The sequence below is a fragment of the Serratia sp. 1D1416 genome (assembly GCF_003641105.1).
Taxonomy (GTDB): domain Bacteria; phylum Pseudomonadota; class Gammaproteobacteria; order Enterobacterales; family Enterobacteriaceae; genus Serratia; species Serratia ficaria.
In genome coordinates, this window is the sequence record NZ_CP032738.1 from 242,067 (window position 1) to 264,812 (window position 22,746).

At 59.2% G+C, this 22,746-nt stretch carries 23 protein-coding genes; 8 read left to right on the forward strand and 15 right to left on the reverse strand.

Annotated features, from left to right (window positions below):
• The first annotated feature begins 31 nt into the window (after positions 1–31).
• Positions 32–1,084 (forward strand): DUF2157 domain-containing protein, encoded by a 1,053-nt coding sequence (locus D7I37_RS01195; protein ID WP_129543183.1) that lies wholly within the window; start codon positions 32–34, stop codon positions 1,082–1,084.
• Between the two features lie 31 nt (positions 1,085–1,115).
• Here D7I37_RS01195 and yfhb read toward each other — a convergent pair whose 3' ends face one another.
• From yfhb to murQ, 3 genes are read right to left on the reverse strand one after another with little or no spacing between them, the layout of a single operon-like run.
• On the reverse strand, positions 1,116–1,772 hold the full coding sequence (gene yfhb / locus D7I37_RS01200; RefSeq protein ID WP_061796432.1) for a phosphatidylglycerophosphatase C: 657 nt from the start codon (positions 1,770–1,772) through the stop codon (positions 1,116–1,118).
• Between the two features lie 3 nt (positions 1,773–1,775).
• Positions 1,776–3,140, reverse strand: coding sequence for a PTS transporter subunit EIIC (locus D7I37_RS01205; protein WP_061796431.1), 1,365 nt, complete (start codon positions 3,138–3,140; stop codon positions 1,776–1,778).
• A 19-nt stretch (positions 3,141–3,159) separates the two neighbouring features.
• Positions 3,160–4,053, reverse strand: coding sequence for an N-acetylmuramic acid 6-phosphate etherase (gene murQ / locus D7I37_RS01210; RefSeq protein ID WP_061796430.1), 894 nt, complete (start codon positions 4,051–4,053; stop codon positions 3,160–3,162).
• Between the two features lie 167 nt (positions 4,054–4,220).
• On the opposite strand from murQ, the gene D7I37_RS01215 reads away from it, so the two are divergent.
• From D7I37_RS01215 to D7I37_RS01225, 3 genes are all read left to right on the forward strand, one after another.
• Positions 4,221–5,069: a MurR/RpiR family transcriptional regulator gene (locus D7I37_RS01215; protein ID WP_095098882.1), complete on the forward strand. Its 849-nt coding sequence runs from the start codon at positions 4,221–4,223 to the stop codon at positions 5,067–5,069.
• A gap of 172 nt (positions 5,070–5,241) precedes the next feature.
• The gene (locus D7I37_RS01220; protein ID WP_061796427.1) at positions 5,242–5,484 is read left to right on the forward strand and encodes a DinI family protein; all 243 of its coding nucleotides are present in this window, start codon (positions 5,242–5,244) and stop codon (positions 5,482–5,484) included.
• A 739-nt stretch (positions 5,485–6,223) separates the two neighbouring features.
• Positions 6,224–6,484 carry a YfhL family 4Fe-4S dicluster ferredoxin gene (locus tag D7I37_RS01225; protein WP_061796521.1) on the forward strand — a complete coding sequence of 87 codons (261 nt, stop codon included), beginning with the start codon at positions 6,224–6,226 and terminating at the stop codon, positions 6,482–6,484.
• Positions 6,485–6,529: 45 nt separating this feature from the next.
• Here D7I37_RS01225 and acpS read toward each other — a convergent pair whose 3' ends face one another.
• From acpS to lepA, 7 genes are all read right to left on the reverse strand, one after another.
• A complete protein-coding gene (gene acpS / locus D7I37_RS01230; RefSeq protein WP_061796426.1) occupies positions 6,530–6,910 on the reverse strand; it encodes a holo-ACP synthase in 381 nt (126 codons plus the stop codon).
• The gene (gene pdxJ, locus D7I37_RS01235) at positions 6,910–7,641 is read right to left on the reverse strand and encodes a pyridoxine 5'-phosphate synthase (RefSeq protein WP_061796425.1); all 732 of its coding nucleotides are present in this window, start codon (positions 7,639–7,641) and stop codon (positions 6,910–6,912) included. Before pdxJ ends, acpS begins: the two co-directional genes overlap by 1 nt.
• Positions 7,642–7,712: 71 nt before the next feature.
• The gene (recO, locus tag D7I37_RS01240; protein ID WP_061796424.1) at positions 7,713–8,444 is read right to left on the reverse strand and encodes a DNA repair protein RecO; all 732 of its coding nucleotides are present in this window, start codon (positions 8,442–8,444) and stop codon (positions 7,713–7,715) included.
• Between the two features lie 8 nt (positions 8,445–8,452).
• Positions 8,453–9,361, reverse strand: a complete 909-nt coding sequence (era, locus tag D7I37_RS01245) for a GTPase Era (RefSeq protein ID WP_061796422.1) — start codon at positions 9,359–9,361, stop codon at positions 8,453–8,455.
• A complete protein-coding gene (rnc, locus tag D7I37_RS01250; RefSeq protein WP_061796421.1) occupies positions 9,358–10,038 on the reverse strand; it encodes a ribonuclease III in 681 nt (226 codons plus the stop codon). Before rnc ends, era begins: the two co-directional genes overlap by 4 nt.
• Before the next feature lie 309 nt (positions 10,039–10,347).
• Positions 10,348–11,325 (reverse strand): signal peptidase I, encoded by a 978-nt coding sequence (gene lepB / locus D7I37_RS01255; protein WP_061796420.1) that lies wholly within the window; start codon positions 11,323–11,325, stop codon positions 10,348–10,350.
• Positions 11,326–11,357: 32 nt separating this feature from the next.
• Complete coding sequence (lepA, locus tag D7I37_RS01260; RefSeq protein ID WP_061796419.1) at positions 11,358–13,157, reverse strand: translation elongation factor 4; 1,800 nt, start codon at positions 13,155–13,157, stop codon at positions 11,358–11,360.
• A gap of 540 nt (positions 13,158–13,697) precedes the next feature.
• Between lepA and D7I37_RS01265 the strand changes: the two genes are divergently transcribed.
• Positions 13,698–14,537 carry a hypothetical protein gene (locus D7I37_RS01265; RefSeq protein ID WP_061796417.1) on the forward strand — a complete coding sequence of 280 codons (840 nt, stop codon included), beginning with the start codon at positions 13,698–13,700 and terminating at the stop codon, positions 14,535–14,537.
• Here D7I37_RS01265 and rseC read toward each other — a convergent pair.
• From rseC to rpoE, 4 genes are read right to left on the reverse strand one after another with little or no spacing between them, the layout of a single operon-like run.
• Positions 14,534–15,010 carry a SoxR-reducing system protein RseC gene (gene rseC, locus D7I37_RS01270; protein ID WP_061796416.1) on the reverse strand — a complete coding sequence of 159 codons (477 nt, stop codon included), beginning with the start codon at positions 15,008–15,010 and terminating at the stop codon, positions 14,534–14,536. The two genes, D7I37_RS01265 and rseC, sit on opposite strands and share 4 nt — an antisense overlap.
• A complete protein-coding gene (gene rseB, locus D7I37_RS01275; RefSeq protein WP_129543184.1) occupies positions 15,010–15,966 on the reverse strand; it encodes a sigma-E factor regulatory protein RseB in 957 nt (318 codons plus the stop codon). The genes rseC and rseB overlap by 1 nt, the downstream gene beginning before the upstream one ends.
• The gene (rseA, locus tag D7I37_RS01280) at positions 15,966–16,619 is read right to left on the reverse strand and encodes an anti-sigma-E factor RseA (protein ID WP_061796413.1); all 654 of its coding nucleotides are present in this window, start codon (positions 16,617–16,619) and stop codon (positions 15,966–15,968) included. The genes rseB and rseA overlap by 1 nt, the downstream gene beginning before the upstream one ends.
• 30 nt (positions 16,620–16,649) lie before the next feature.
• Positions 16,650–17,225: an RNA polymerase sigma factor RpoE gene (gene rpoE / locus D7I37_RS01285; protein WP_004929136.1), complete on the reverse strand. Its 576-nt coding sequence runs from the start codon at positions 17,223–17,225 to the stop codon at positions 16,650–16,652.
• Between the two features lie 214 nt (positions 17,226–17,439).
• Between rpoE and nadB the strand changes: the two genes are divergently transcribed.
• The gene (gene nadB, locus D7I37_RS01290) at positions 17,440–19,041 is read left to right on the forward strand and encodes an L-aspartate oxidase (protein ID WP_174524348.1); all 1,602 of its coding nucleotides are present in this window, start codon (positions 17,440–17,442) and stop codon (positions 19,039–19,041) included.
• Between the two features lie 39 nt (positions 19,042–19,080).
• Here the strand turns inward: nadB and D7I37_RS01295 are convergent, their stop codons facing one another.
• Positions 19,081–19,860, reverse strand: coding sequence for a tRNA1(Val) (adenine(37)-N6)-methyltransferase (locus D7I37_RS01295; protein WP_095098885.1), 780 nt, complete (start codon positions 19,858–19,860; stop codon positions 19,081–19,083).
• Positions 19,861–19,959: 99 nt separating this feature from the next.
• Here D7I37_RS01295 and srmB point away from each other — a divergent pair, with 99 nt between their 5' ends.
• Positions 19,960–21,285, forward strand: a complete 1,326-nt coding sequence (gene srmB / locus D7I37_RS01300; RefSeq protein ID WP_061796409.1) for an ATP-dependent RNA helicase SrmB — start codon at positions 19,960–19,962, stop codon at positions 21,283–21,285.
• Positions 21,286–21,367: 82 nt separating this feature from the next.
• Positions 21,368–22,725 (forward strand): IS3 family transposase gene (locus D7I37_RS01305; RefSeq protein WP_129543185.1). Its coding sequence is split into 2 segments (ribosomal slippage): positions 21,368–21,830 and positions 21,830–22,725, totalling 1,359 coding nucleotides; the frame shifts between segments, so codons are not numbered across the junction.
• Positions 22,726–22,746: the final 21 nt, after the last annotated feature.

A 22,746-nucleotide genomic window follows, 5' to 3' on the forward strand; every position in this document is an offset into this window, starting at 1 on the left:
CGCAAACCGCTGCTATTCAGGGACAGGAAACATGAAGCTCAGTAAAAAGAACGCCGCCGTGGTGCGAAAAGCGCTGAACGGCTGGGTCGGGGAAGGCGCGCTGACGCCGCAACAGCAGCAGCAGTTGCTGCAGCATGTGGAAATCCAGCCTTTCGACTGGCGGCGGCTGGCGCGCTATGCGTTTCTCGCCGCGCTGGCTTCGCTGGTCATCGCCATCGCCAGCCTGTTCGCCGACAGCGGCCTGCTCGCCTGGTTAAGCGAACTGTTCCGCTTCGATGCGCCGGCGCGCACGGTGATTGCCGGGGCGCTGGCGGCGCTGGCCTACGCCTGGGCGCTGCGCCGCCGCCGGCATCCGGAAAAACGCTACGGCAATGAGGCGGCGCTGTTTATCGCCGTACTGCTCACCGCCTGCGCCCTGTGGCAGTTGGGCGTATGGCTGGATAACGGCAGCGGCCGGGTTTCCGTGCTGCTGATCTTCGCCGCGCTGCTGTACGGCCTGATCGGCTGGTTCGGCAGATCCGGGCTGGTATGGGGGTTTGCGTTGCTGTCGCTCGGCAACGCCTTCGGAGCGGAAACCGGTTATCTGTCCGGTTGGGGGGCCTATTGGCTCGGCATGAGCTACCCGATCCGCTTTATCGCCTTCGGCGCGATCCTGATCGCCGCCGCGCTGCTGCTGCAACCGCCGCTGGCCCGCCGCGCTCTGGACCGGGTTTCGCTGGCGATGGGGCTGCTGTATCTGTTTATCGCCCTGTGGCTGCTGTCGATTTTCGGCAACTACGGCGATCTCGACGGCTGGTACCGCGTGCGGCAAATCGAGCTGTTCCACTGGAGCCTGCTGTTCGGCCTGGTCGCCGCGGCCGCCATCTGGCTGGGGCTGAAGCGCGACGACGCCATGCTGCGCGGGTTCGGCCTGACCTTCCTCGCCATCAACCTCTATACCCGGCTGTTCGAATTCTTCTGGGACAGCATGCCGAAGGCGATTTTCTTCGTGCTGCTCGGCCTGAGCCTGTGGGCGCTGGGGCGCTACGCCGAGAAAATCTGGCAGCTGGGGCGCGGGCCGCACGATGTGACCGACGACCGTTAGCCGCAATAAGGGCGGATAGCCCGCCCTTGCTTTATTCCAGCTGCTGCAGCTCGCCCTGCTTGCTGACCCGCCAGCGATGTTCGCAGAAAAACAGCAGCGGGTTGTCCTGCTTGCTGTCGCTGTAGCCGCTGTACAGTTTCAGCGGCGCGCCGAGCCGCTGCTCCAGCTGGGCCACCTTCTGGATCCCCAGGCAACGCATGGCCAGCACCCAGCCGCCGTAGCGGCGCGCCATCCGGCTGCCGACCAACCGCACCCGCGGCAGAAACGGCGAATCCTGATACACCTGCGCCACCAGCCGCTCCGGCGAGCCGGTGATCAGCCACACCTGGGCGTCGTGCACGTCGAGATACTGGCGCAGGCGCATCTGCACCACCGGAAACGCCGTCACCTTCTGGCGAAAATAGCCGACAAACTGCTGCTCCAGCGCCTTGAGCTTCGCCTCGGGCCGGCCGAAGGTGATCGACCACAGCAGCAGGCTCATCGGCCAGCGCGCCGCGCGCCCCAAGATCAGCATCGCCAGGCCGACCACCGGCAATAAAGGAACCACCAGCAATAAATTCAGCGGCAGGCGCCGCAGTAAAAAGCGCAAGAAACTGCCGAACATATCTTCCTGATGCAGCGTGCCGTCCAAATCAAAGAACACCACGCGGCGGCTTTCCTCTGCCTGTTGGCTCTGCTTGTCGCTCAAACGCTACTCCTCAGGATCGTTGAATCCCATTATCCAGGTGAACAAGAACCCGGCGATAATCGTAATCACCATACCCGCCAGATACAACATCACCTTACCTGAGACGATGGTTAACGCCAAAGGCAAACCCGAAATGCCGAAGGTAATGACCGTCGCCACCTTCCAGTAGCTGATCAACGCGCCGCCCACCGCGCCGCCGAGGCAGGCGGCGATAAAGGGTTTGCCCAAGGGCAGCGTCACCCCGAAGATCAACGGTTCGCCGATGCCGAGAATGCCGACCGGCAGCGCGCCCTTGATCACCTTTTTCAAACGCGCATTGCGGGTTTTCATCAACACCGCCAGCGCCGCGCCCACCTGGCCGACCCCGGCCATCGCCAGGATCGGCAGCAGCGGGTTGGCGCCATGCGCCTGCACCAGTTCGACGTGGATCGGCACCAGCCCCTGATGCAGGCCGGACAGCACCAGCGGCAGGAACAGCCCGGACAGCACCGCCCCCACCCACAGGCCGCCTTTGTCGATCGCCAGATTGGCGCCGTGGGCGATGGCGTCGGAGATATAGCCGCCCAGCGGCTGCAGGATAAGGATCGCCAGCGAGGCGGTCACCAGCGTAGTCAGCAGCGGGTTGAGGATCAGTTCAATCGATTCCGGCAGCAGCCTGCGCAGGCGTTTCTCCACCCAGCACATCAGCGCCACCACCAGCAGCACCGCAATCACCCCGCCGCGCCCTGGCTGCAGCGCCTCGCCGAACAGGCTGATCTGCGCCAGCGCCGGGCTGGAGAGAATGCCGGCCATCACGCCGCCCATCGCCTGGGAACCGCCGAACACCCGCGCGGCATTGACCCCGACCAGAATATTCATGATGGCGAACACCGCGCTGCCGAAAATCGCCAGCAGCCCCAGCAAATTAGGGTAGTTCAGCGCCAGATCGCCGGCGATGTCCGGCCGTTTCAGCAGGTTGATGATGCCGGTGATCAGCCCCGAGGCGATAAACGCCGGGATCAGCGGAATAAAAATGTCGGCCAGTTTTTTCAGCGCGCCGCTCATCGGCGCGGCATACTTCTGCTTGGCCTGCGCCTTGGTGCGGGCGATGTCCCCTACGGCAACGGCCGGAGCGGCGCCGTCGAACAGCTCGCGCATGGCGTCCACCACTTTGGCGGCGGCCCCCGGGCCGACGATAAACTGATGCTGTTCGCCCTGTTTGATATAGCCCTTCACGCCGGGCAGCTGTTTGAGCGCCGGCAGGTCGAGACGCCGTTCGTCGCTGACCTCAACGCGCACCCGCGTCATGCAATTTTCCAGTTTGAGGATGTTCCCCTCGCCGCCCACGCCCGCTACAATTTGTGTCGCCAGTGCCGTTGTCTTGTCCATCGCCCGCCCCAAATATGGATTAACGCGTTAACGCCGCACGCAAATAACCGTCGTGCCGCTGCAGCCGCTGCTGCGCCTCTTCGGCGCTGACGCCGGCCAGAATCATCAGGATCGCCGGCTTGACCTCGAAACCGGTCTGCGCCAGCGCCGCCTCGGCCTGGCCGCGATCGGCGCCGGTGGCTTCCACCACGATGCGGCAGGCGCGATCCACCAGCTTCACGTTGGTGGCCTTCACGTCCACCATCAGGTTCTGATAGACCTTGCCCAGCCTGACCATCGCGCCGGTAGACAGCATGTTCAACACCAGCTTCTGCGCGGTGCCGGACTTCAGGCGCGTCGAGCCGGTCAGCGCTTCGGGGCCGACTACCGGCGAGATTGCCACCTGCGCCTCATGGGCGATCGGCGAATCGGGGTTGCAGGAGATCGCCGCCGTCGGGCACCCCAATTGGCGGGCATAGCGCAGCGCGCCGATCACGTAGGGCGTGCGGCCGGACGCCGCCAATCCCACCACCATGTCGGTGGCGGTCAGGTTCAGCGCCTGCAGATCGGCGGCGCCCAGCGCCTCGTCATCCTCGGCCCCTTCCACCGCTTTCAGCAGCGCACCCGGGCCGCCGGCGATCAGGCCCACCACCACGCCGTGCGGCACGCCGAAGGTCGGCGGACACTCGGACGCATCCAGCACGCCGAGGCGGCCGCTGGTGCCGGCCCCCAGATAGATCAAACGCCCGCCGGCCTTCAATGCCGCGGCGGCCAGATCGACCGCCGCGGCGACTTCCGGCAGCACCTTTTCGATCGCCTCCGGCACCTTGCGGTCTTCCTGGTTGAAGCAGCGGACCATCTCCAGCGTCGACATTCGGTCTAATTCCAGGGTGGCCGGGTTGCGGGTTTCGGATACCAGTGCGCCTAAGTTCATTTTCTCACCTTTGAATTTTTAATTCACAACATGAAACCATTATTTGAATATTTAATTCAACAAAGCGAGCACTATTTGCTATTTTAAAGGCGAGCTCACAAAAATTTTCATCGCGCGTTTTCGCCACCGCCGTGGCAGAATGAGCGCTGGTTTCCAGGGAATAATCAATGAGTACCCTTCTGCGTATTCGCCAGATGTACCCGACGCTGGCTCAAAACGACCGTAAGCTGGCGGATTTTCTGTTGCATAACGCCGAGCAGGCGCGCCATCTCAGCTCGCAAAAACTGGCGCAGTTGGCCGGCATCAGCCAGTCGAGCGTGGTGAAGTTTGCCCAGAAGATGGGCTACAAAGGCTTTCCGGCCCTGAAGCTGGCGCTGAGCGAAACGCTGGCGCAGCCGCAGGCCGAGCCCGCGGTCACCGTGCATAATCAGATCCTCAGCAGCGATGCGCTGAAAACCGTCGGCGAAAAGCTGCTGGTAGAGAAACAGGCGGCGCTGCGCGCCACGCTGGACATCAACAGCGAAGATCGGCTGCACCAGGCGCTGGATATGCTGCGCCAGGCGCGCCGGGTGATGCTGGTCGGCATCGGCGCCTCCGGCCTGGTGGCCAAGGACTTCTCCTATAAGCTGCTGAAAATCGGCGTGATGGCGGTGGCAGAGCCGGATATGCACGTTCAGCTGGCGGCGGTGCAGGCGCTGGACAAACGCGATCTGCTGCTGGCCGTCTCGTTCAGCGGCGAAAGGCGTGAAATCAACCTGGCGGCGGAGGAAGCCCGCCTGGCCGGCGCCAAGGTGCTGGCCCTGACCAGCTTCTCGCCCAACGGCCTGCAGCAGCGCGCCGACCACTGCCTGTATACCATCGCCGAAGAGCCGACTACCCGCAGCGCGGCCATTTCCTCCAGCACCGCCCAGTTCGCCCTCACCGACCTGCTGTTCATGGCGCTGATCCAGCACGATCTCGATCACGCGCGCGACCGCATCAAACACAGCGAACAGTTGATGAAGAAGCTGGTCTGAAGCGCAGCATGCAAAAAAGCTGACAACTGCCGCATTCAATTATTTCAAATCGACAGCGCTGATAAATCACGCCTGCGGCGAGCCCACCGACGCCACGGGTTTAGTGCTTGATCAAAACCGCCATTCAAGCCGATAATACTGTACATGCATACATATTCATTGGAGATTAGGAATGTTTGTAGAACTGATTTTTGACCGGCGGAATGTGAGTGGCCTGCCTGATGCGGCAGAGATAATCAAGGCGGAACTGACCAAGCGGGTACGGCGGATTTTTCCCGATGCGGACGTAAAGGTGAAGCCGATGCAAGCCAACGGCCTGAACACCGATGCAAACAAGAGCGAACGTGAGAAGCTAAACCGGCTGCTGGAAGAAATGTTCGAAGAAGCCGATCAGTGGCTGGTAACCGATATCTGAATCCTGCGCCTAAACCCCGGCTCGCTCGCTTCACCACACGGCATGCAAAGCGCCGTTTATGGCGCGCCATGGGATGCGTGCATGGCAGCTTATGACTACAGCCAGAGCAGGGTTTAGTGGTAGGATAGCAAAAAAATGTGACCGATGATGACAAACAGGGCTAATGCTATCCTCAGCAGATTCATTGCGTTACCAATCTTAAATAAAAAGAATATTCACCTTTTCTTAACATAGCAGCAATAAGAATTTTCGTATAGATAAATAGATCAGGGAGCTTATGAACATAAACAGGATGTTTATCCGATTTGCGGCGCTGGTCTCAGCCGCCTCCATCTTTACCGGTTTCACTCGCTGGCCTGACGTCATGTTCATCTCCAGTTGCGTGATGCTGATCGTTTGGCTGCATGCGGAATGGGACTGGTATCGGAAGTAGCCGGTTTCCCCGCGCCCGGAGCCGCGGGTCGCTTACGCATCATTTCCCGAGCAAGTATCCCATCCGATAGGCATGAGAAACCGCGCGCTTTGATCCCTGAAACCTTAAATTCCCCACCCCGACAACAATCTGCGTTGTGCAGGAGCAATATGTCCGTACCTCGGCAAACCTTTGTCCGGACGCCCCCTTCGCCGCCTTGCTAAAATCTCGTCATTATTGGGGTTACTCTGCTTCTGTGTTACAGTGCGCGGTAATAAATATTGATAACCGCATGATTTTAATAAATTAAATATATAAGTGATTGATATGGCTTTACTAATAACAAAGCGGTGCATCAACTGCGATATGTGCGAGCCGGAATGCCCAAACCAGGCGATTTCGATGGGGAATGATATTTACCAGATCGATACCGATCGCTGCACCGAATGCGTCGGCCACTATGATACGCCGACCTGCCAGCAGGTTTGCCCGATCGACAATACCATCATCATCGATCCGCAGCAGCGCGAAACCAACGAGCAGCTGTGGGATAAATTCGTGGTGCTGCACCACGCCGATCGGCTGTAACCACGGCAGGATCAACAAGGGCGCCCTGGGGCGCCCTTCGCTTTTTCAGCTTTCGATAATCACCGTCGCGCAGGCATAGCGCCGCTCATCGGCCAGCGAAACGTGGATCGCGCTGACCCCCATTTCCTGCGCCAGTTCGGCGGCGCGGCCATGCAGGCGAATATTCGGCTTGCCCAGCCCGTCGTTGAACACTTCAAACTGATTGAACGCCAGGCCGTTGCGAATGCCGGTGCCGAACGCTTTGGCGGCCGCTTCCTTGACCGCAAAACGCTTGGCGAGAAAGCGCACCGGCTGCTGATGCTGCTGATACAGCGCCCATTCGGCGTCGCTCAGCACGCGGCGCGCCAAACGGTCGCCACTGCGATCCACCACCGCTTCGATACGCGCCATCTCGACGATGTCGGTACCCAGGCCGAGCACCGCCATTAACGGCGCGCTTCCCGCATCAGCAGCTTCATGTCGGCGACCGCCGCCGGCAACCCGCTCATCACCGCCTGGCCGATAATCGCGTGGCCGATATTCAGCTCGTGCATTTCCGGCAGCGCAGCGATCGGCTGCACGTTATGGTAGGTCAGGCCGTGGCCGGCATTGACCTTCAGGCCTTTTTGCGCCGCATAGGTCGCGGCCACCGCGATGCGATGCAGCTCGGCTTTCTGCGCCAGCTCGCCCTGCGCCTCGGCGTAGGCGCCGGTGTGAATTTCGATATAGGGCGCGCCAACCGCCACCGCCGCGTCAATCTGGCGATGATCCGGGTCGATAAACAGCGACACCAAAATGCCCGCCTGCGCCAGGCGCTCAACCGCCACGCTCATTTTCTCCTGCTGGCCGGCGACGTCCAGGCCGCCCTCGGTGGTCACCTCTTCACGCTTTTCCGGCACCAGGCAGCAAAAATGCGGTTTCAGCCCGATGGCGATATCCAGCATTTCGTCGGTTACCGCCATCTCCAGATTCATTCGCGTCTGAATGGTCTGGCGCAGAATGCGCACGTCGCGGTCGGTGATATGGCGGCGGTCCTCGCGCAGGTGTACGGTAATGCCGTCGGCCCCCGCCTGCTCGGCAATGAATGCCGCCTGAACCGGATCCGGGTATTGGGTTCCGCGCGCGTTACGTAACGTGGCGATATGATCGATATTGACGCCCAGCAGCAAATCAGCCATCACAACCTCTAAAAACGATTTTCAGTGTCAGCAGTTTACACGCGGGCGCAGAGCGGCAAAAGAGGAAAAGGTCAGGCGTCGTCGACCGGCGTATCCGGCCGTTTGCGCACAAACTGCCGAAACAGTTCGCGGCTCTTCAGCGGCTTGCCGCCGAGATAGGGTTTTAACGCCATGCGGGTGAAGCGTTTGGCGGCGCGCAGCGTGTCGGCATCGGGGAACTGGCGTTCCGCCAGGGCGCGCAGCTCACGGCCGGTGAAGCTGTAGTGGTCCACCACCAGGCTGGCGATGAAGCCTTTTTCTTCGCGGTAGCGGTAGGTCATGCCGTCATCCACCGGCAGGCCGCTGCCGGCGCAGTGCAGAAAGTCGAGGCCGTATCCCAGATGATGCAACAATGCGAGTTCGAACTGGCGCAGCGCATGCTCCGGCGAACTGTCTTCCGCCGCCAGCGCCTGCAGGCATTGCAGATAATCGAAGAACAGCACCGAATAGTTGGCTTCCTGCTCCAGCACCCGCGACAGCAGCTCATTCACGTACAGGCCGCTGTACAGCATCATGCCGCTGAGAGGCAAGCCCAAGGAAACCGCTTCGGCGTTGCGCAGCGTTTTCACTTCGCCACGGCCGCCCCAGCGCACTAACAGAGGGGTAAAGGGCTGCAGGCAACCCTTCAGATTGGAGCGGCGGCTGCGCGCGCCTTTTGCCAGCAAACGCACCCGCCCATGACCTTCGGTAAACAGATCCAGCATCAGGCTGGTCTCACTGTACGGTCGCCCATGCAGGACGAAAGCGCGCTCCCAGCCTTCCATGGGATCTGTTACTTCAGATCGTCGACATAGCCCAGGCTGCGCAACGCACGTTCGTCGTCCGCCCAGCCGGATTTCACTTTCACCCACAGTTCCAGATGCACTTTGGCTTCAAACATCTGTTCCATGTCCTGACGGGCTTCGATGCCGATGGTCTTGATCTTCGCGCCTTTATTGCCGATGACCATTTTTTTCTGGCCTTCGCGTTCGACCAGGATCAGACCGTGCACGTTGTAACCGCCGCGTTCGTTCGGCACAAACTGCTCGATCTCGACCGTTACCGAGTAAGGCAGCTCTTCGCCCAGGAAACGCATCAGTTTCTCGCGGATGATTTCCGACGCCATAAAGCGCTGGGAGCGGTCGGTAATGTAATCGTCCGGGAAGTGGTGTTCCGCTTCCGGCAGCAGTTTGCGCACGATGCCGGCGATGGTATCGACGTTCATCCCCTTCTCGGCGGAGATAGGCACCACGTCGAGGAAGTTCATCTGCTGGCTGAGGAATGCGATATGCGGCAGCAGCTTGGATTTGTCGGTAACGTTGTCGACCTTGTTGATCGCCAGCAGCACCGGGCATTTCAGGCTGCGCAGCTTATTGACCACCATTTCGTCGTCGGCGGTCCAGTTGGTGCCTTCGACCACGAAGATAACCAGCTCGACGTCGCCGATAGAGCTGCTGGCCGCGCGGTTCATCAAACGGTTGATGGCGCGTTTTTCTTCGATGTGCAGCCCTGGGGTGTCGACGTAGATGGCCTGGTAAGCCCCTTCGGTGTCGATCCCCATGATGCGGTGACGGGTGGTCTGCGGTTTACGCGAGGTGATGGAGACTTTTTGCCCCAGCAGCTGGTTCAGCAACGTGGATTTGCCCACGTTGGGGCGACCGACTATCGCAATAAAACCGCAGTATTGTTTTTCTTCGCTCATTCAAGCTCCAGCTTTTTCAGCGCTTGTTCCGCTGCCGCCTGCTCGGCTTTACGGCGGCTTGAACCGGTGCCCACCACGGGCTCGTTCAAACCGCTCACCTGGCAGTGGATGGTAAACTCCTGATCGTGCGCTTCACCGCGAACCTGCACCACCAGATAAGAAGGCAACGGCAGATGACGACCTTGTAAAAACTCCTGCAAGCGGGTTTTCGGGTCTTTCTGCTTATCACCGGGGCTGATTTCGTCCAACCGGCTGCGATACCAGTCCAAAATCAGGCGTTCGACGGTCTGAATATCGCTATCCAGGAACACGCCGCCAATCAATGCCTCCACCGTATCCGCCAGGATTGACTCGCGGCGGAATCCACCACTTTTCAACTCGCCCGGCCCGAGACGCAGGCATTCGCCCAGATCAAACTCGCGCGCCATCTCCGCCAGCGTATTACCGCGCACCAGAGTGGCGCGCATGCGGCTCATATCGCCCTCGTCTACGCGAGGAAAACGATGATAGAGCGCATTGGCGATGACAAAACTAAGAATAGAGTCACCCAGAAACTCAAGACGTTCATTGTGTTTACTGCTGGCGCTGCGGTGAGTCAAAGCCTGCAGTAAGAGCTCCTGCTGTTGAAAAGTGTAGCCCAGCTTCCGCTGCAGCCTGTTTATTACGATGGGGTTCATGAGTTACCAATAGATCAAGAATGCGTCAAAAACTTGCAGCATACGGAACAGGCCTGCTTCGCCGAAAGCCAATCCAAAGCTGTTTCGTTTGCAGTGGCTCCCAACAGGGAGCCAACTTTTTATCGCTCGAGAAGGTATTCTACAACGAGTGGAAACATAATGCTGCGTTTATATACCCTTCCTCTTTCACGTTGCGGCGGCGTTGGCTTTGCCGTTTCACCCCGGCCGCCTGGGTTATCCAGGCGGCCGGAGCTCCACTCGGCTGCCGCCTCGCCGCAAGCGCGAAATCCATTGGGTATAAAGGCGCTATTAATGAATTCCACCGATCCGGCTGAATCTTACGCCGGTAGGCCATTCACCTTCCTGCTTTTCAAAACTCATCCAGATAGCCGTGGCTTTACCCACCAGATTCTTCTCCGGCACGAAGCCCCAATAACGGCTGTCGGCGCTGTTATCGCGGTTGTCGCCCATCATGAAGTAATGGCCGGCCGGCACCACCCACTCCGCCAGCTGTTTGCCCGGCTGTTGGTAGTAAGCGCCCACCTGATCCTGCGTGCCCGGCACGGTCAGGATACGGTGCGTGACGTTGCCCAGGGTTTCCTGGCGCTCGCGCAGGCGGATGCCGCCCTGCGGTACGTTGTCGCTCAGCGGGATCGGGTAGAAGCCGTTGCTGGCCTCGCCCGCTCCGCTGCGGCTGAACTGCTGCACAAAGTCGCTTGGCTGCGCATCGTTATACGTCACCGCCAGCGCTTTATCGCAAGACTGGCTGCCGTCGCAGGACGGCTGCACGGTCACGCGCTTGTTCACCGGATCGTAAGTCACCCGGTCGCCCGGCAGGCCAATTACGCGCTTGATATAATCCAGCTTCGGATCCAGCGGATATTTAAATACCGCAATATCGCCGCGCTTAGGATGACCGGTTTCAATCAGCGTGGTCTGGGTAATGGGATCTTTAATGCCGTAGGCATATTTCTCCACCAGAATAAAATCGCCAATCAGCAGCGTCGGCATCATTGAGCCGGACGGGATCTGGAAGGGTTCGTAAATAAACGAACGCACCACAAACACCAGCAGCAAGACCGGGAAAACCGAGGCGCCGGTTTCTACCCAACCCGGCTGCTTCGCCACTTTCGCCAGCGTTTTATCGTCTACAGCGCCCGCGGTCTGTGCATTGACCGCCGCGATTTTCTCCCGGCGGGCCGGCGCCCATTTGAAGCGCTCGAAGCACCAGATGATCCCGGTTATCAGCGTTGCCAATGCCAGGATCAGGGCAAACATATTCGCCATGCAAACTCCCTAGTTACGCGAACTTATCGCTGTTACTTGCTGTCTTTACCGACGTGCAGGATGGCCAGGAACGCCTCTTGCGGCAGTTCGACGTTACCCACCTGCTTCATGCGTTTCTTACCGTCTTTCTGTTTCTGCAGCAGCTTTTTCTTACGGCTGACGTCGCCGCCGTAGCACTTCGCCAGAACGTTCTTACGCAGCTGTTTCACGGTGGAGCGCGCGATGATGTGCGTGCCGATCGCCGCCTGAATCGCAATATCGAACTGCTGGCGCGGGATCAGCTCTTTCATTTTCTCCACCAGCTCGCGGCCGCGGTACTGCGCGTTGTCGCGGTGGGTGATCAGCGCCAGCGCATCCACGCGCTCGTTGTTGATCAGCACGTCGACGCGCACCATGTCCGAAGTCTGGAAGCGCTTGAAGTTGTAATCCAGCGACGCATAGCCGCGCGAGGTGGACTTCAGGCGGTCGAAGAAGTCGAGCACCACTTCCGCCATCGGAATTTCATAGGTCAGCGCCACCTGGTTGCCGTGATAGACCATGTTGGTCTGCACGCCGCGTTTTTCGATGCACAGGGTGATGACGTTACCCAGGTATTCCTGCGGCATCAGCATGTGACACTCGGCGATCGGCTCGCGCAGTTCCTGAATGTTGTTCAGCGGCGGCAGCTTGGACGGGCTGTCGACGTAGATGGTTTCTTTGCCGGTGGTTTCCACTTCGTAAACGACCGTCGGCGCCGTGGTGATCAGCTCCAGATCGTATTCACGCTCCAGACGCTCCTGAATGATCTCCATGTGCAGCAGGCCGAGGAAGCCGCAGCGGAAGCCGAAGCCCAGCGCGGTCGAACTCTCCGGCTCATAGAACAGGGAGGCGTCGTTGAGGCTCAGCTTGCCCAGCGCGTCGCGGAAGCCTTCATAGTCGTCGGAACTGATCGGGAACAGGCCGGCGTAAACCTGCGGCTTCACTTTTTTGAAGCCCGGCAGGGCCTTCTCCGCCGGCTGACGCGCCAGCGTCAGGGTATCGCCCACCGGCGCGCCGAGGATGTCTTTAATCGCGCACACCAGCCAGCCCACTTCGCCGCAGTTCAGCGCGTCGCGATCGACGCGTTTCGGCGTGAAGATGCCCAGGCGATCGGCGTTATAGGTCTGACCGGTGCTCATCACCTTGATCTTGTCGCCCTTGCGCAGCGTGCCGTTTTTGACGCGCACCAGGGAAACCACGCCCAGGTAATTGTCGAACCAGGAGTCGATGATCAACGCCTGCAGCGGCGCTTCCGGGTCGCCTTCCGGCGGCGGGATGTCGCGCACCAGGCGCTCGAGCACCTCGGGAACGCCTACGCCGGTTTTGGCCGAGCAGCGCACCGCATCGGTGGCGTCGATGCCGACGATGTCTTCGATTTCCTGCGCTGCGCGATCGGGATCGGCGGCCGGCAGGTCAATCTTGTTCAGCACCGGCACCACTTCCAGATCCATGTCCAGCGCGGTGTAACAGTTGGCCAGCGTCTGGGCTTCCACGCCCTGCCCGGCGTCGACCACCAGCAAGGCGCCCTCGCAGGCCGCCAGCGAACGCGAAACTTCATAGGAGAAGTCAACGTGGCCAGGGGTGTCGATAAAGTTGAGCTGGTAGGTCTGGCCGTCCGGCGCCTTGTAATCCAGCGTGACGCTTTGCGCTTTGATGGTAATGCCGCGCTCGCGCTCCAGATCCATTGAATCAAGCACCTGCGCGGCCATTTCACGTTCAGTCAAGCCGCCGCAGATTTGGATAATACGGTCGGACAGCGTCGACTTACCGTGGTCAATATGGGCAATAATGGAGAAATTTCGTATATGCTTCATTATAAAAGTTTTTCTGCCTTGGTATTTCTGAATTACTCGCCTATGGAAACCCGCATGGACCTAAAGCGACAGTGAATGGGTTCGGCCGTGTTCCGCCTGAATCGCAGCATTCTACATGCCACAACACTGAAAACCTAGCGATCGGTGCAGTGAAGGCATTCTATTATGCGCAGTTTGGTGTTACAGGGCGCCCGGGGTTATGAAAGCAGATGTTAACAAAACCCGGCAAAGCCGAAACCGCCGGCGGTGGCGGCGCGAAGGGGGGAAATCGCCCGGCCGCTTCGCCAACGGCGAAGGCGCTAATACATAATGCCGAATAACGCAATAAACCCTCTCCTAAATCGCTTCGAAATAATATTTAGATCAAGGTCTTATAATTACATTTTCCTTCCGGGGCTTTAGGAAAAAACCCATATACGCCGCCACCGGCCCCCTATAGAAATGGAGGTGAACTCCGCGACAAAATATTATTCAGGGCACTACATCGGCAGCCCACCGGGGTTCACAGCATATCTCTGTACGTTGATTGGAAGGTGCGTAATGATCGATAAAGGGCAAATGCTGAGCCGGCACGATTTTTCTAAGGTCAACTGGGGCATTCTGGCAGCGGCGGCGCTGCTGTTTACCGCCGGCGCGGCGCTGCTTTTGCTGCCGCTGCTGAGCAACATGGACGAAAACGCGGTGCTGACCTTGCTGCAAACCGGCGCGGCCACGATTTTACTCGGCTGTACTCTACTGGCGCTGCGTCACTATTTGCGGCCAACGCTGACCTATCGTCTATATGAGCACGGCGTGCGGGTGTTCGATGACCACAGTCATAAAGAGCGGTTTATCCCCTTTGAGAAAATTGGCGATATTTACCGTTTTCGCGGCGGGCGCTGGTTTGGCGGGCTGTTTGACGTAACGGCGTTTCGCACCTCGCCGGACCAGCCCTGGTGTACGGTGTTCAGCAACGTCGCCAACTCCTGGCGGCTGGCCGATGTGATCATCGATCAGCAGATCCAGCAGCGCGGGCCGCAGGCGCTAAACGCGCTCTATCAGGGCGACGTGCTGTCGTTCAACTGCCTGGGCTGCGGCGCCCGCTGGCTGTGGCAGCTGCTGCTGGGCGATCGTAAAGGCACCCCCACCGATACGCTGCGCCTGAGCGCCACCCTGCTGAGCACGCCGCAGGGCGCCATACCTATCGAGCGGATCCGGGCGCTGGAAAACCAGCCGCAGCACGGCACCATCCGGTTGCTGGACGGCCAGGGCAATGCGCTGTTTACCATCGGCTATTATTCGCTGCTCAGCGCGGATCTGTTCATCGCACTGCTCGAGCACATGATCTACAACCGCATCCCCGCCTATCACACCCCGGCGATGACGCGGCAGCAGTTTTAAAGCAGAGGGGAGTTTTCCGCCTGCACGCGCAGAGCGGTCGGGGGCAAACCAATCTGCAACACGATCGGTTGGTAATCGGCCTGCTCACCCAGACGATGGGCCAGGCTGCGCGCCAGCATAAAGGCCGCGCCGCCGCCCAGCAGCGCGCCAAGCGCCGCCGAGGCGTCGGTGCCCAGCCAGTATTGCAGCAGGCTGCCGCCGAGCATCATTCCCAGCAGCGGCGTCAGGTAAACCAACATCGCGGAACGCAGCAGGCTGCCTTCGGCGATGCCGACCTCAACACGCTGCCCCGGTTCAAGCGGCTGTTCGATGCGCACCTGCAGTTGGTGCTCGGTTTCCGGCACCAGCTCGTTCAACGCGCGCGCGCCGCAGCCGGAGCGCGCATTGCAGCTGCCGCAGCCGGCTTTAGGTTCACAGCGCAGCAAGGCTACGCCCTGTTGCCACGAAACCACCGTGGCCCACTCTTTCATCATTAGGGTGACACCTTGAAGGAAATGCTGTCGGCGATGCGCTTGGCCGTGGCCGGCGGCAGTTCGCCAACGATGGTAATTTCGTTGCCGTTGCGCACCTCGGTTTGAATGGTGCGCCGCCCCTGGCGGTAGTACTGTTGCCCGGCGCCGCTGCCCGCAGGGCTGACGTTGACCGAGAAACTGAACAGGCCGTCGCTGTAGAGCCGCGATTCGACCGGCACCGAGACGTTAGGCAACTTGCGGCGATTGCGCGCCACTTCATCCACCCCGGCGGGCAACCAGCCGGTGCTCCAGCTCAGTTTGACATTATCCGCCGCCGGAAGCGACAACAATGGCGGCAGATTGGCTTTGATCAACCCCTGCATCACGTTCTGCACGTCCGCACCCACCACAAACGAAATCACCCGGTACTGCTCCAGCGTTTCGCCGTCGCGATCGAGCAAATCCACCCGCAGCGGCAGCTTGGTGTCGACATCCATCCAGACGATATAGCTGTAGCGCGAACCGTCACGCGCCACCACGCGGATCACCTCGCAGGGGCGATCCGAAATGCGGGTGCTGCCTGCGGAAATGAAATCGTAGTATTTGGCCAGACGATCAAAATCAGCGTAAACGATCGCCGGCAGCGCGTCGACGATGTGATCGCCGGTCAGGGTGAAAGGCTCGAGGCCGGGCTCGAAATAGCTGATCCCGCCGCCGCGCTGCAGCACTTCGCGGCGCGGCCCATCCATATGCAGCAACTGGCCGAGCGGCAGTTTGTCGATCACCGCATGGCGATAGCGCAGCGACTCGATGCCCTGCTTGCTGATGCTGATATAGGCGAGTTCATAGCTGAGGGAACGGCTGGCGCTGCTCATCTGTTGCAACAACGCCCCGGACGCAGTCTGCTGCGCCGGGGCGATGTTTGAGAAGAGCAGGCTGCCCGTCAATAGACAGACGGAGAACCAAATTTGCTTCATTACTGCTGTTGCATTCCTAAGGACTGAGTTCCGGGAACCTGAACCGCAGCCTGTTGAGGGTTGCTTTGTTCAAGCTGCAGCTGATCTGAATGCAGACGACGCTGCAGTTCGTAATCCTGCAGCATCGCGTTGATGCGCTTACGCTGTTCCTGCACCTGCTGCTGTTGGCCGCTGCCGGTGGAGAAACTGTCGGCCGGCACGCCCAGGCTGACCGGTGAGGCCTGCCCCATGATCGGCAGCGTCATAAACGCCGGCGATTCGGCTGCGCCCTGCTGCGTGGTCGGCTGATTGTAATGCTGCACGCCGACGATCACCGCCAGCGAAACGCAGGCCGCCATGCCAATCTGGGTAATCTGACTCGCCCAGGGACGCACTTTGTCCCAGAACGGCATTTTCTGCCAGGTGTGAGGTTGCGGCTGAGACTCCGGAACTGCAGAAGGAACCAGGCGTGCGGGTTCTTTCTCAAGTGCAGCGGCAACACGATCTGCGATATCGAGATGCATTACTTGTCCGATATCACCCCGTAGTGTGTCACGTATCAGGTGATAGCTCTGCCAGCTTTGTTGAAGCGTCCGATCTTGTGACAGCGAACTCATCAGCTCGCTATCGAACGATTCCCCATCCATCAGAGCGGAAAGCTTTTCTTTCTGCATGCTTAAGTACCCTTCCTGTGCCCGCCATTGCTAACGCTGGATCAGCGGTTGAACTTTATTATCGATAGCCTCCCGGGCGCGGAAAATACGCGAGCGTACGGTTCCGACCGGGCAATCCATGATGGCAGCTATCTCTTCGTAGCTTAGACCATCCAACTCCCGCAGGGTAATCGCCATGCGAAGATCCTCTGGGAGAGACTCAATGGTACGGAAAACTATCTGTCTCAGCTCTTCTGACAACATTAAGTTCTCAGGGTTCGAAATTTCTTTCAGCGCGCCCGCACTTTCGTAATTTTCCGCATCGTTGGCATCCACATCACTGGATGGCGGGCGGCGCCCCTGAGCGACCAAATAATTCTTTGCCGTATTCACGGCGATCCGATACAACCAGGTATAAAAAGCGCTATCCCCACGGAATGATTCCAGTGCGCGATAGGCCTTGATAAACGACTCCTGCACCACATCGGGCACGTCGCCCTGCGGCACATAGCGGGAAACGAGGCTCGCAACCTTATGCTGGTAACGAACTACCAGTAAGTTAAACGATTTCTGATCGCCCTTTTGGACCCGCTCTACCAGAACTTGATCCGTTAACTGCTCGCTCATCCGAGGTAAATTCTCCCCAAATCTGTCTCCACGCGTAAAATTGTACTGCCAGCCATACTTTATTTTCCTGAGCAAGCACTCGCTTGGAGTTCATATGGAACCTGAAGTTCCATATCGCCATTGTTTTTTCTGTCGATGTCGTCCCATCCGTGGCTTTTGCCCGGACAATTAGGCTAACATGATTTTCACTCTTCTTCTGCACACATCATACGTTATGCAACCATCATCTGAACATGTTAGCGATGTACTGATTGTCGGCAGCGGCGCCGCGGGCCTGTCACTGGCCCTGCGTCTGGCGCAGCATTGCAAGGTTACCGTACTCAGCAAGGGGCCGCTCAACGAAGGCGCCACCTTTTACGCCCAAGGCGGGATCGCCGCGGTTTTCGATGAAACGGACAGCATTGCCTCACACGTTGATGACACTTTGATTGCCGGAGCCGGCCTGTGCGACCGGGAGGCCGTTGAGTTTATCGCCGGCAACGCGCGCCATTGCGTGCAGTGGCTGATCGATCAGGGCGTGTTGTTCGATACCGAGGTCAATGCCCAGGGCGAACAGCATTATCACCTGACGCGAGAAGGCGGCCACAGCCATCGCCGCATTCTGCACGCCGCCGATGCCACCGGTAAGGAAGTAGAGACTACGCTGGTGGGGAAAGCAAGCGCCCACCCCAATATTTGCGTGATGGAACGCCGCAACGCGGTCGATCTGATCACCTCGAACAAGGTCGGCCTGCCGGGCACCCGCAGGGTGGTCGGCGCCTACGTCTGGAACCGCGAACTGGAGCGGGTGGAGACCTACCGCGCCAAAACGGTGGTGCTGGCCACCGGCGGCGCGGCCAAGGTGTATCAATACACCACCAACCCGGACATCTCTTCCGGCGACGGCATCGCCATGGCCTGGCGCGCCGGCTGCCGGGTCGCCAACCTCGAATTCAACCAGTTCCATCCGACCTGCCTGTTCCATCCGCAGGCGCGCAACTTCCTGCTGACCGAAGCGCTGCGCGGCGAAGGCGCCTGGCTGCTGCGGCCGGACGGCAGCCGCTTCATGCCGGATTTCGATCCGCGCGGCGAACTGGCCCCGCGCGATATCGTCGCCCGCGCCATCGATCACGAAATGAAACGCCTCGGCGCCGACTGCATGTATCTGGACATCAGCCACAAGCCGGCCGAGTTCATTACCCAGCACTTCCCGATGATCCACGAAAAACTGCTGACGCTGGGCTTCGATCTTACCCGGCAGCCGATCCCCATCGTGCCGGCGGCGCACTACACCTGCGGCGGCGTGATGGTCGATCAGCACGGACGCACCGACCTGGACGGGCTGTACGCCATCGGCGAAGTCAGCTACACCGGCCTGCACGGCGCGAATCGCATGGCGTCGAATTCGCTGCTGGAATGCCTGGTCTACGGCTGGTCGGCGGCGGAGGACATCGTCAAGCGCCTGCCGTTCGTGCAGTTGGCCAAGCCGTTGCCGCACTGGGATGAAAGCCGGGTAGACGATGCGGACGAGCGGGTGGTGATCCAGCACAACTGGCACGAGCTGCGGCTGTTCATGTGGGATTACGTCGGCATCGTGCGCACCACCAAGCGGCTGGAGCGCGCGCTGCGGCGCATCAACACCCTGCAGGCGGAAATCGACGAGTATTACGCCAACTTCCGCATCTCCAACAACCTGCTGGAGCTGCGCAACCTGGTGCAGGTGGCGGAGCTGATCGTGCGCAGCGCCATGGCGCGCAAGGAGAGCCGCGGCCTGCACTATACGCTGGACTACCCGGATCTGCTGCCGCAGGCGCTGCCCACTATCCTGCAACCCTGATAAATGCAGCGCGGGCGCCGACAAGGCGCCCTTTTTATATCAGTGAAACAGATAGAACTCGGTAATCAGCCGGCGGAAACCCTGGGTATAGCCGCCGTCGGCCTGTTTGATCGCCAACCGCTGCTCCTGCAGCTGCGCCGGTTGGCGCGTCAACGCCAGCAGCACCCGGTGCAAAGGAGTGTCGGCGCGATCGCTGACGTTCAGCCTGGCGGCGGTGTGCCAGCCGCTCTGATGCGCCTGGCGTTCAAACGCTGCGCCGATGTCGTAGGGCAGCACCACGCAGAAGGTCCCCTGCGCCGCGATCAGCTGCGCGGCGCAGGCCAGCAGGGCGTCGTGAGTCAGGGTTTCGGTATAGCGCGCATTGTGGCGCGCCCGGTCGCGGCAGGCCACCGCCGGTTCGAAATAAGGCGGGTTGCTGACGATCAGATCATACTGAGCGGCGTGCCGTTCGGCATAATGATGGATATCCTGCGCATGCACCTCAATGCGCTGCGGCCACGGGGATGCCGCCACGTTTTCGCGCGCCTGGGCGGCGGCGGCGGCGTCCAGTTCCACCGCGTCGATGGTCACCGCGTCGCCCGAACGCTGCGCCAGCATCAGCGCGATCAGCCCGCTGCCGCTGCCGATATCCAGCACGCGCCGCGCCTGCGCCAGCGGCGCCCAGGCGCCGAGCAGCACGCCGTCGGTGCCCACTTTCATGGCGCAACGATCGTGAGCGACAAAGAATTGTTTAAAGGTAAAACCGCCGCGACGCGGGGTAAAATTCGCTTTCGATTGATTGCTCACAATGACCACCTGGCTACAAAACTGGCGTAGCATAAGGCAATCTGATTTATGGGAAAAGAGATGCTTTCCGCTTAAATAGGTGAAGAACGCGGCCAACCCGTCTATAATCGGCGCCCCAAGTAGAGGTAGACCATGACAGCAACCAATTTTTCCGAACTCGAACTCGATGAACGCCTGATCCTCGCACTGCGCGATAAAGGCTACGATCGCCCCACCGCTATTCAGGCCGAAGCTATCCCGCCGGCGATGGACGGGCGCGACGTATTAGGTTCGGCTCCGACCGGCACCGGCAAAACCGCCGCATTCTTGCTGCCCGTTTTGCAGCATCTGCTGGATTTCCCACGTAAGAAGTCCGGCCCACCGCGCGTTCTGATCCTTACCCCAACGCGTGAGCTGGCGATGCAGGTGGCCGATCAGGCGCGTGAATTGGCTGCTCATACCTCGTTGGATATCGCCACCATCACCGGCGGCGTGGCTTATATGAACCACGCGGAAGTGTTCAGCGAAAACCAGGACGTGGTGGTCGCCACCACCGGTCGCCTGCTGCAATACATTAAAGAAGAGAACTTCGACTGCCGCGCGGTGGAGACCCTGATCCTCGACGAAGCCGACCGCATGCTCGACATGGGCTTCGCGCAGGACATCGAAACCATCTCCGCCGAAACCCGCTGGCGCAACCAGACGCTGTTGTTCTCCGCCACGCTGGAAGGCGAAGCGATCCGCGAATTCGCCGAGCGCATTCTGAAAGAGCCGGTGGAAGTGGAAGCCGATCCGTCGCGCCGCGAACGCAAGAAAATCCTGCAGTGGTACTACCGCGCCGACGACGTGCAGCACAAAACCGCCCTGCTGGTGCACCTGCTGAAACAGCCGGACGTGCAGAAATCGGTGATCTTCGTGCGCAAGCGCGAGCGCGTGCATGAGCTGGCCACCTGGCTGCGCGAAGCGGGCATCAATACCTGCTATCTCGAAGGCGAAATGGTGCAGGCCAAGCGCAACGAAGCGGTTAAACGCATGATGGACGGCCGGGTCAACGTGCTGGTCGCCACCGACGTCGCCGCCCGCGGTCTGGATATCCTCGATATCACCCACGTATTCAACTTCGACATGCCGCGCACCGCGGACACCTACCTGCACCGCATTGGCCGTACCGGCCGCGCCGGGCGCAAAGGCACCGCCATCTCGCTGGTTGAGGCGCACGACCACCTGCTGCTGGGCAAAGTGGGCCGTTACCTGAACGAACCGCTGAAGCCGCGGGTGATCGACGAGCTGCGGCCGAAAACCAAGGTACCGAGCGAGAAGAGCAACGGCAAGCCTTCGAAGAAGGTGCTGGCCAAGCGCGCGGAAGACAAGGTGAAGAACAAGGAAAAAGCCAAGGTGAAAGTGCGTCATCGCGATGCCAAAAACGTCGGCAAACGTCGGCAAGCCAAGGCCAAACCGGAAGGCAACGGCGCGGAATAACCCCGGCCCGCATGAAGAAAACCGCCTTTTCTGAACTGCACCCCAAAAGTTGGACACCCAACTGAGTAAGGTGCAGTTTTTTATGAGCAAATATTCTCTTAGCTTTAAGCTTCAGGTCGTGCAGCACTATCTTTCCGGGCTGGAAGGGCAGAAGGCGACGGCAAAGCGCTTTGGTATCGACCACAGCGCCGTTCGTAAGTGGTCTGTTGCCTGGAAACTTCATGGTGAAGCCGGACTGATTACCCGACATTTCATCTATTCTCCTGCTTTCAAAGAGTCCGTTATCCTGCATATGCGTGAACGCCAGATGTCTGTTCGCGAAGCCTGTGCAAAGTTCACTATCCCTGCTTTTTCCTCGGTTTGTCAGTGGAAACGACTGTATGATGAAGGCGGTATAGAAGCCCTCACAGACAATCGTCGCAGGAAAAAAACGATGCCGGAAATCTCTGGAAATAAGTCAGTACTCCCTTCCAAAGACTCGCTTAGCTCGGACGAACGTGAAGAACTTGAGCAGCTACGCGTTGAGGTGGCCTATTTAAAAAAGCTGCAGGCCTTACTCAGGGAAAAGAACACACCAAAGCGCGAGATAAAACGCAGGTCGTGAATGAGTTAAGGCTGCTGTTTCCTCTGGCTCGCTTACTGAAAGCTGCCGGATTAGCCAGAAGTACTTTTTACTGGCAGATGACGAGCGGCAAAAAGGAAGACAAATACGCCGACGATAAGCGTCAGATTTTGACGCTATTTCATAAGCATAAAGGACGGTATGGATACCGCAGGATAACGCTTGCCGTTCGCCGGGAAGGAAGTCAGCTGAATCATAAAACGGTTCAAAGGCTGATGCAGCAGTTGGCGTTAACATCCTGTATCAGAAGGAAGAAATATACCTCCTACAAAGGTCATTATGGCAAAGCCGCAGGCAATGTTCTGAACCGCCAGTTCAGCGCGGACAAACCGAACCAGAAGTGGGTAACTGACGTTACTGAATTTAAAATTAACGGTGAAAAACTCTATTTATCACCGGTTCTTGACCTGTACAACGGTGAGATCGTCGCGTATCAGATGGAAGCTCGTCCGCATCTATCGATGGTGGACGATATGCTGACTAAGGCACAGTCAGTGCTGAGTGAAGGTGAACATCCGCTGCTGCATTCAGATCAGGGCTGGCAGTATCAGATGGGGCACTATCAGAAACGGCTCAGGGACGCAGGGTTGAAACAGAGCATGTCCCGCAAAGGAAACTGCTATGACAATGCGGTGATGGAAAGCTTCTTTGGCACGCTGAAGGTGGAATGCCTGTATCTGGAAGAGCATAAAAGTATCAGTGAATTACGCGTAGCTATTGACGAATATATCGACTATTACAATCACGAAAGAATAAAACAGAAATTAAAAGGCCTGAGTCCGGTAGAGTACCGAACCCAGGCTCAGATAGCCGCCTAATATAAACCGTCCAACTTTATG

Excerpts from the sequence above, each read along its gene's own strand:
- D7I37_RS01195 (WP_129543183.1), top strand. The coding sequence starts at position 32 with ATGAAGCTCAGTAAAAAGAACGCCGCCGTGGTGCGAAAAGCGCTGAAC.
- D7I37_RS01205 (WP_061796431.1), bottom strand. The coding sequence starts at position 3,140 with ATGGACAAGACAACGGCACTGGCGACACAAATTGTAGCGGGCGTGGGC.
- murQ (WP_061796430.1), bottom strand. The coding sequence starts at position 4,053 with ATGAACTTAGGCGCACTGGTATCCGAAACCCGCAACCCGGCCACCCTG.
- D7I37_RS01215 (WP_095098882.1), top strand. The coding sequence starts at position 4,221 with ATGAGTACCCTTCTGCGTATTCGCCAGATGTACCCGACGCTGGCTCAA.
- D7I37_RS01220 (WP_061796427.1), top strand. The coding sequence starts at position 5,242 with ATGTTTGTAGAACTGATTTTTGACCGGCGGAATGTGAGTGGCCTGCCT.
- D7I37_RS01225 (WP_061796521.1), top strand. The coding sequence starts at position 6,224 with ATGGCTTTACTAATAACAAAGCGGTGCATCAACTGCGATATGTGCGAG.
- acpS (WP_061796426.1), bottom strand. The coding sequence starts at position 6,910 with ATGGCGGTGCTCGGCCTGGGTACCGACATCGTCGAGATGGCGCGTATC.
- pdxJ (WP_061796425.1), bottom strand. The coding sequence starts at position 7,641 with ATGGCTGATTTGCTGCTGGGCGTCAATATCGATCATATCGCCACGTTA.
- recO (WP_061796424.1), bottom strand. The coding sequence starts at position 8,444 with ATGGAAGGCTGGGAGCGCGCTTTCGTCCTGCATGGGCGACCGTACAGT.
- era (WP_061796422.1), bottom strand. The coding sequence starts at position 9,361 with ATGAGCGAAGAAAAACAATACTGCGGTTTTATTGCGATAGTCGGTCGC.
- rnc (WP_061796421.1), bottom strand. The coding sequence starts at position 10,038 with ATGAACCCCATCGTAATAAACAGGCTGCAGCGGAAGCTGGGCTACACT.
- lepB (WP_061796420.1), bottom strand. The coding sequence starts at position 11,325 with ATGGCGAATATGTTTGCCCTGATCCTGGCATTGGCAACGCTGATAACC.
- lepA (WP_061796419.1), bottom strand. The coding sequence starts at position 13,157 with ATGAAGCATATACGAAATTTCTCCATTATTGCCCATATTGACCACGGT.
- D7I37_RS01265 (WP_061796417.1), top strand. The coding sequence starts at position 13,698 with ATGATCGATAAAGGGCAAATGCTGAGCCGGCACGATTTTTCTAAGGTC.
- rseC (WP_061796416.1), bottom strand. The coding sequence starts at position 15,010 with ATGATGAAAGAGTGGGCCACGGTGGTTTCGTGGCAACAGGGCGTAGCC.
- rseB (WP_129543184.1), bottom strand. The coding sequence starts at position 15,966 with ATGAAGCAAATTTGGTTCTCCGTCTGTCTATTGACGGGCAGCCTGCTC.
- rseA (WP_061796413.1), bottom strand. The coding sequence starts at position 16,619 with ATGCAGAAAGAAAAGCTTTCCGCTCTGATGGATGGGGAATCGTTCGAT.
- rpoE (WP_004929136.1), bottom strand. The coding sequence starts at position 17,225 with ATGAGCGAGCAGTTAACGGATCAAGTTCTGGTAGAGCGGGTCCAAAAG.
- nadB (WP_174524348.1), top strand. The coding sequence starts at position 17,440 with ATGCAACCATCATCTGAACATGTTAGCGATGTACTGATTGTCGGCAGC.
- D7I37_RS01295 (WP_095098885.1), bottom strand. The coding sequence starts at position 19,860 with ATGCTACGCCAGTTTTGTAGCCAGGTGGTCATTGTGAGCAATCAATCG.
- srmB (WP_061796409.1), top strand. The coding sequence starts at position 19,960 with ATGACAGCAACCAATTTTTCCGAACTCGAACTCGATGAACGCCTGATC.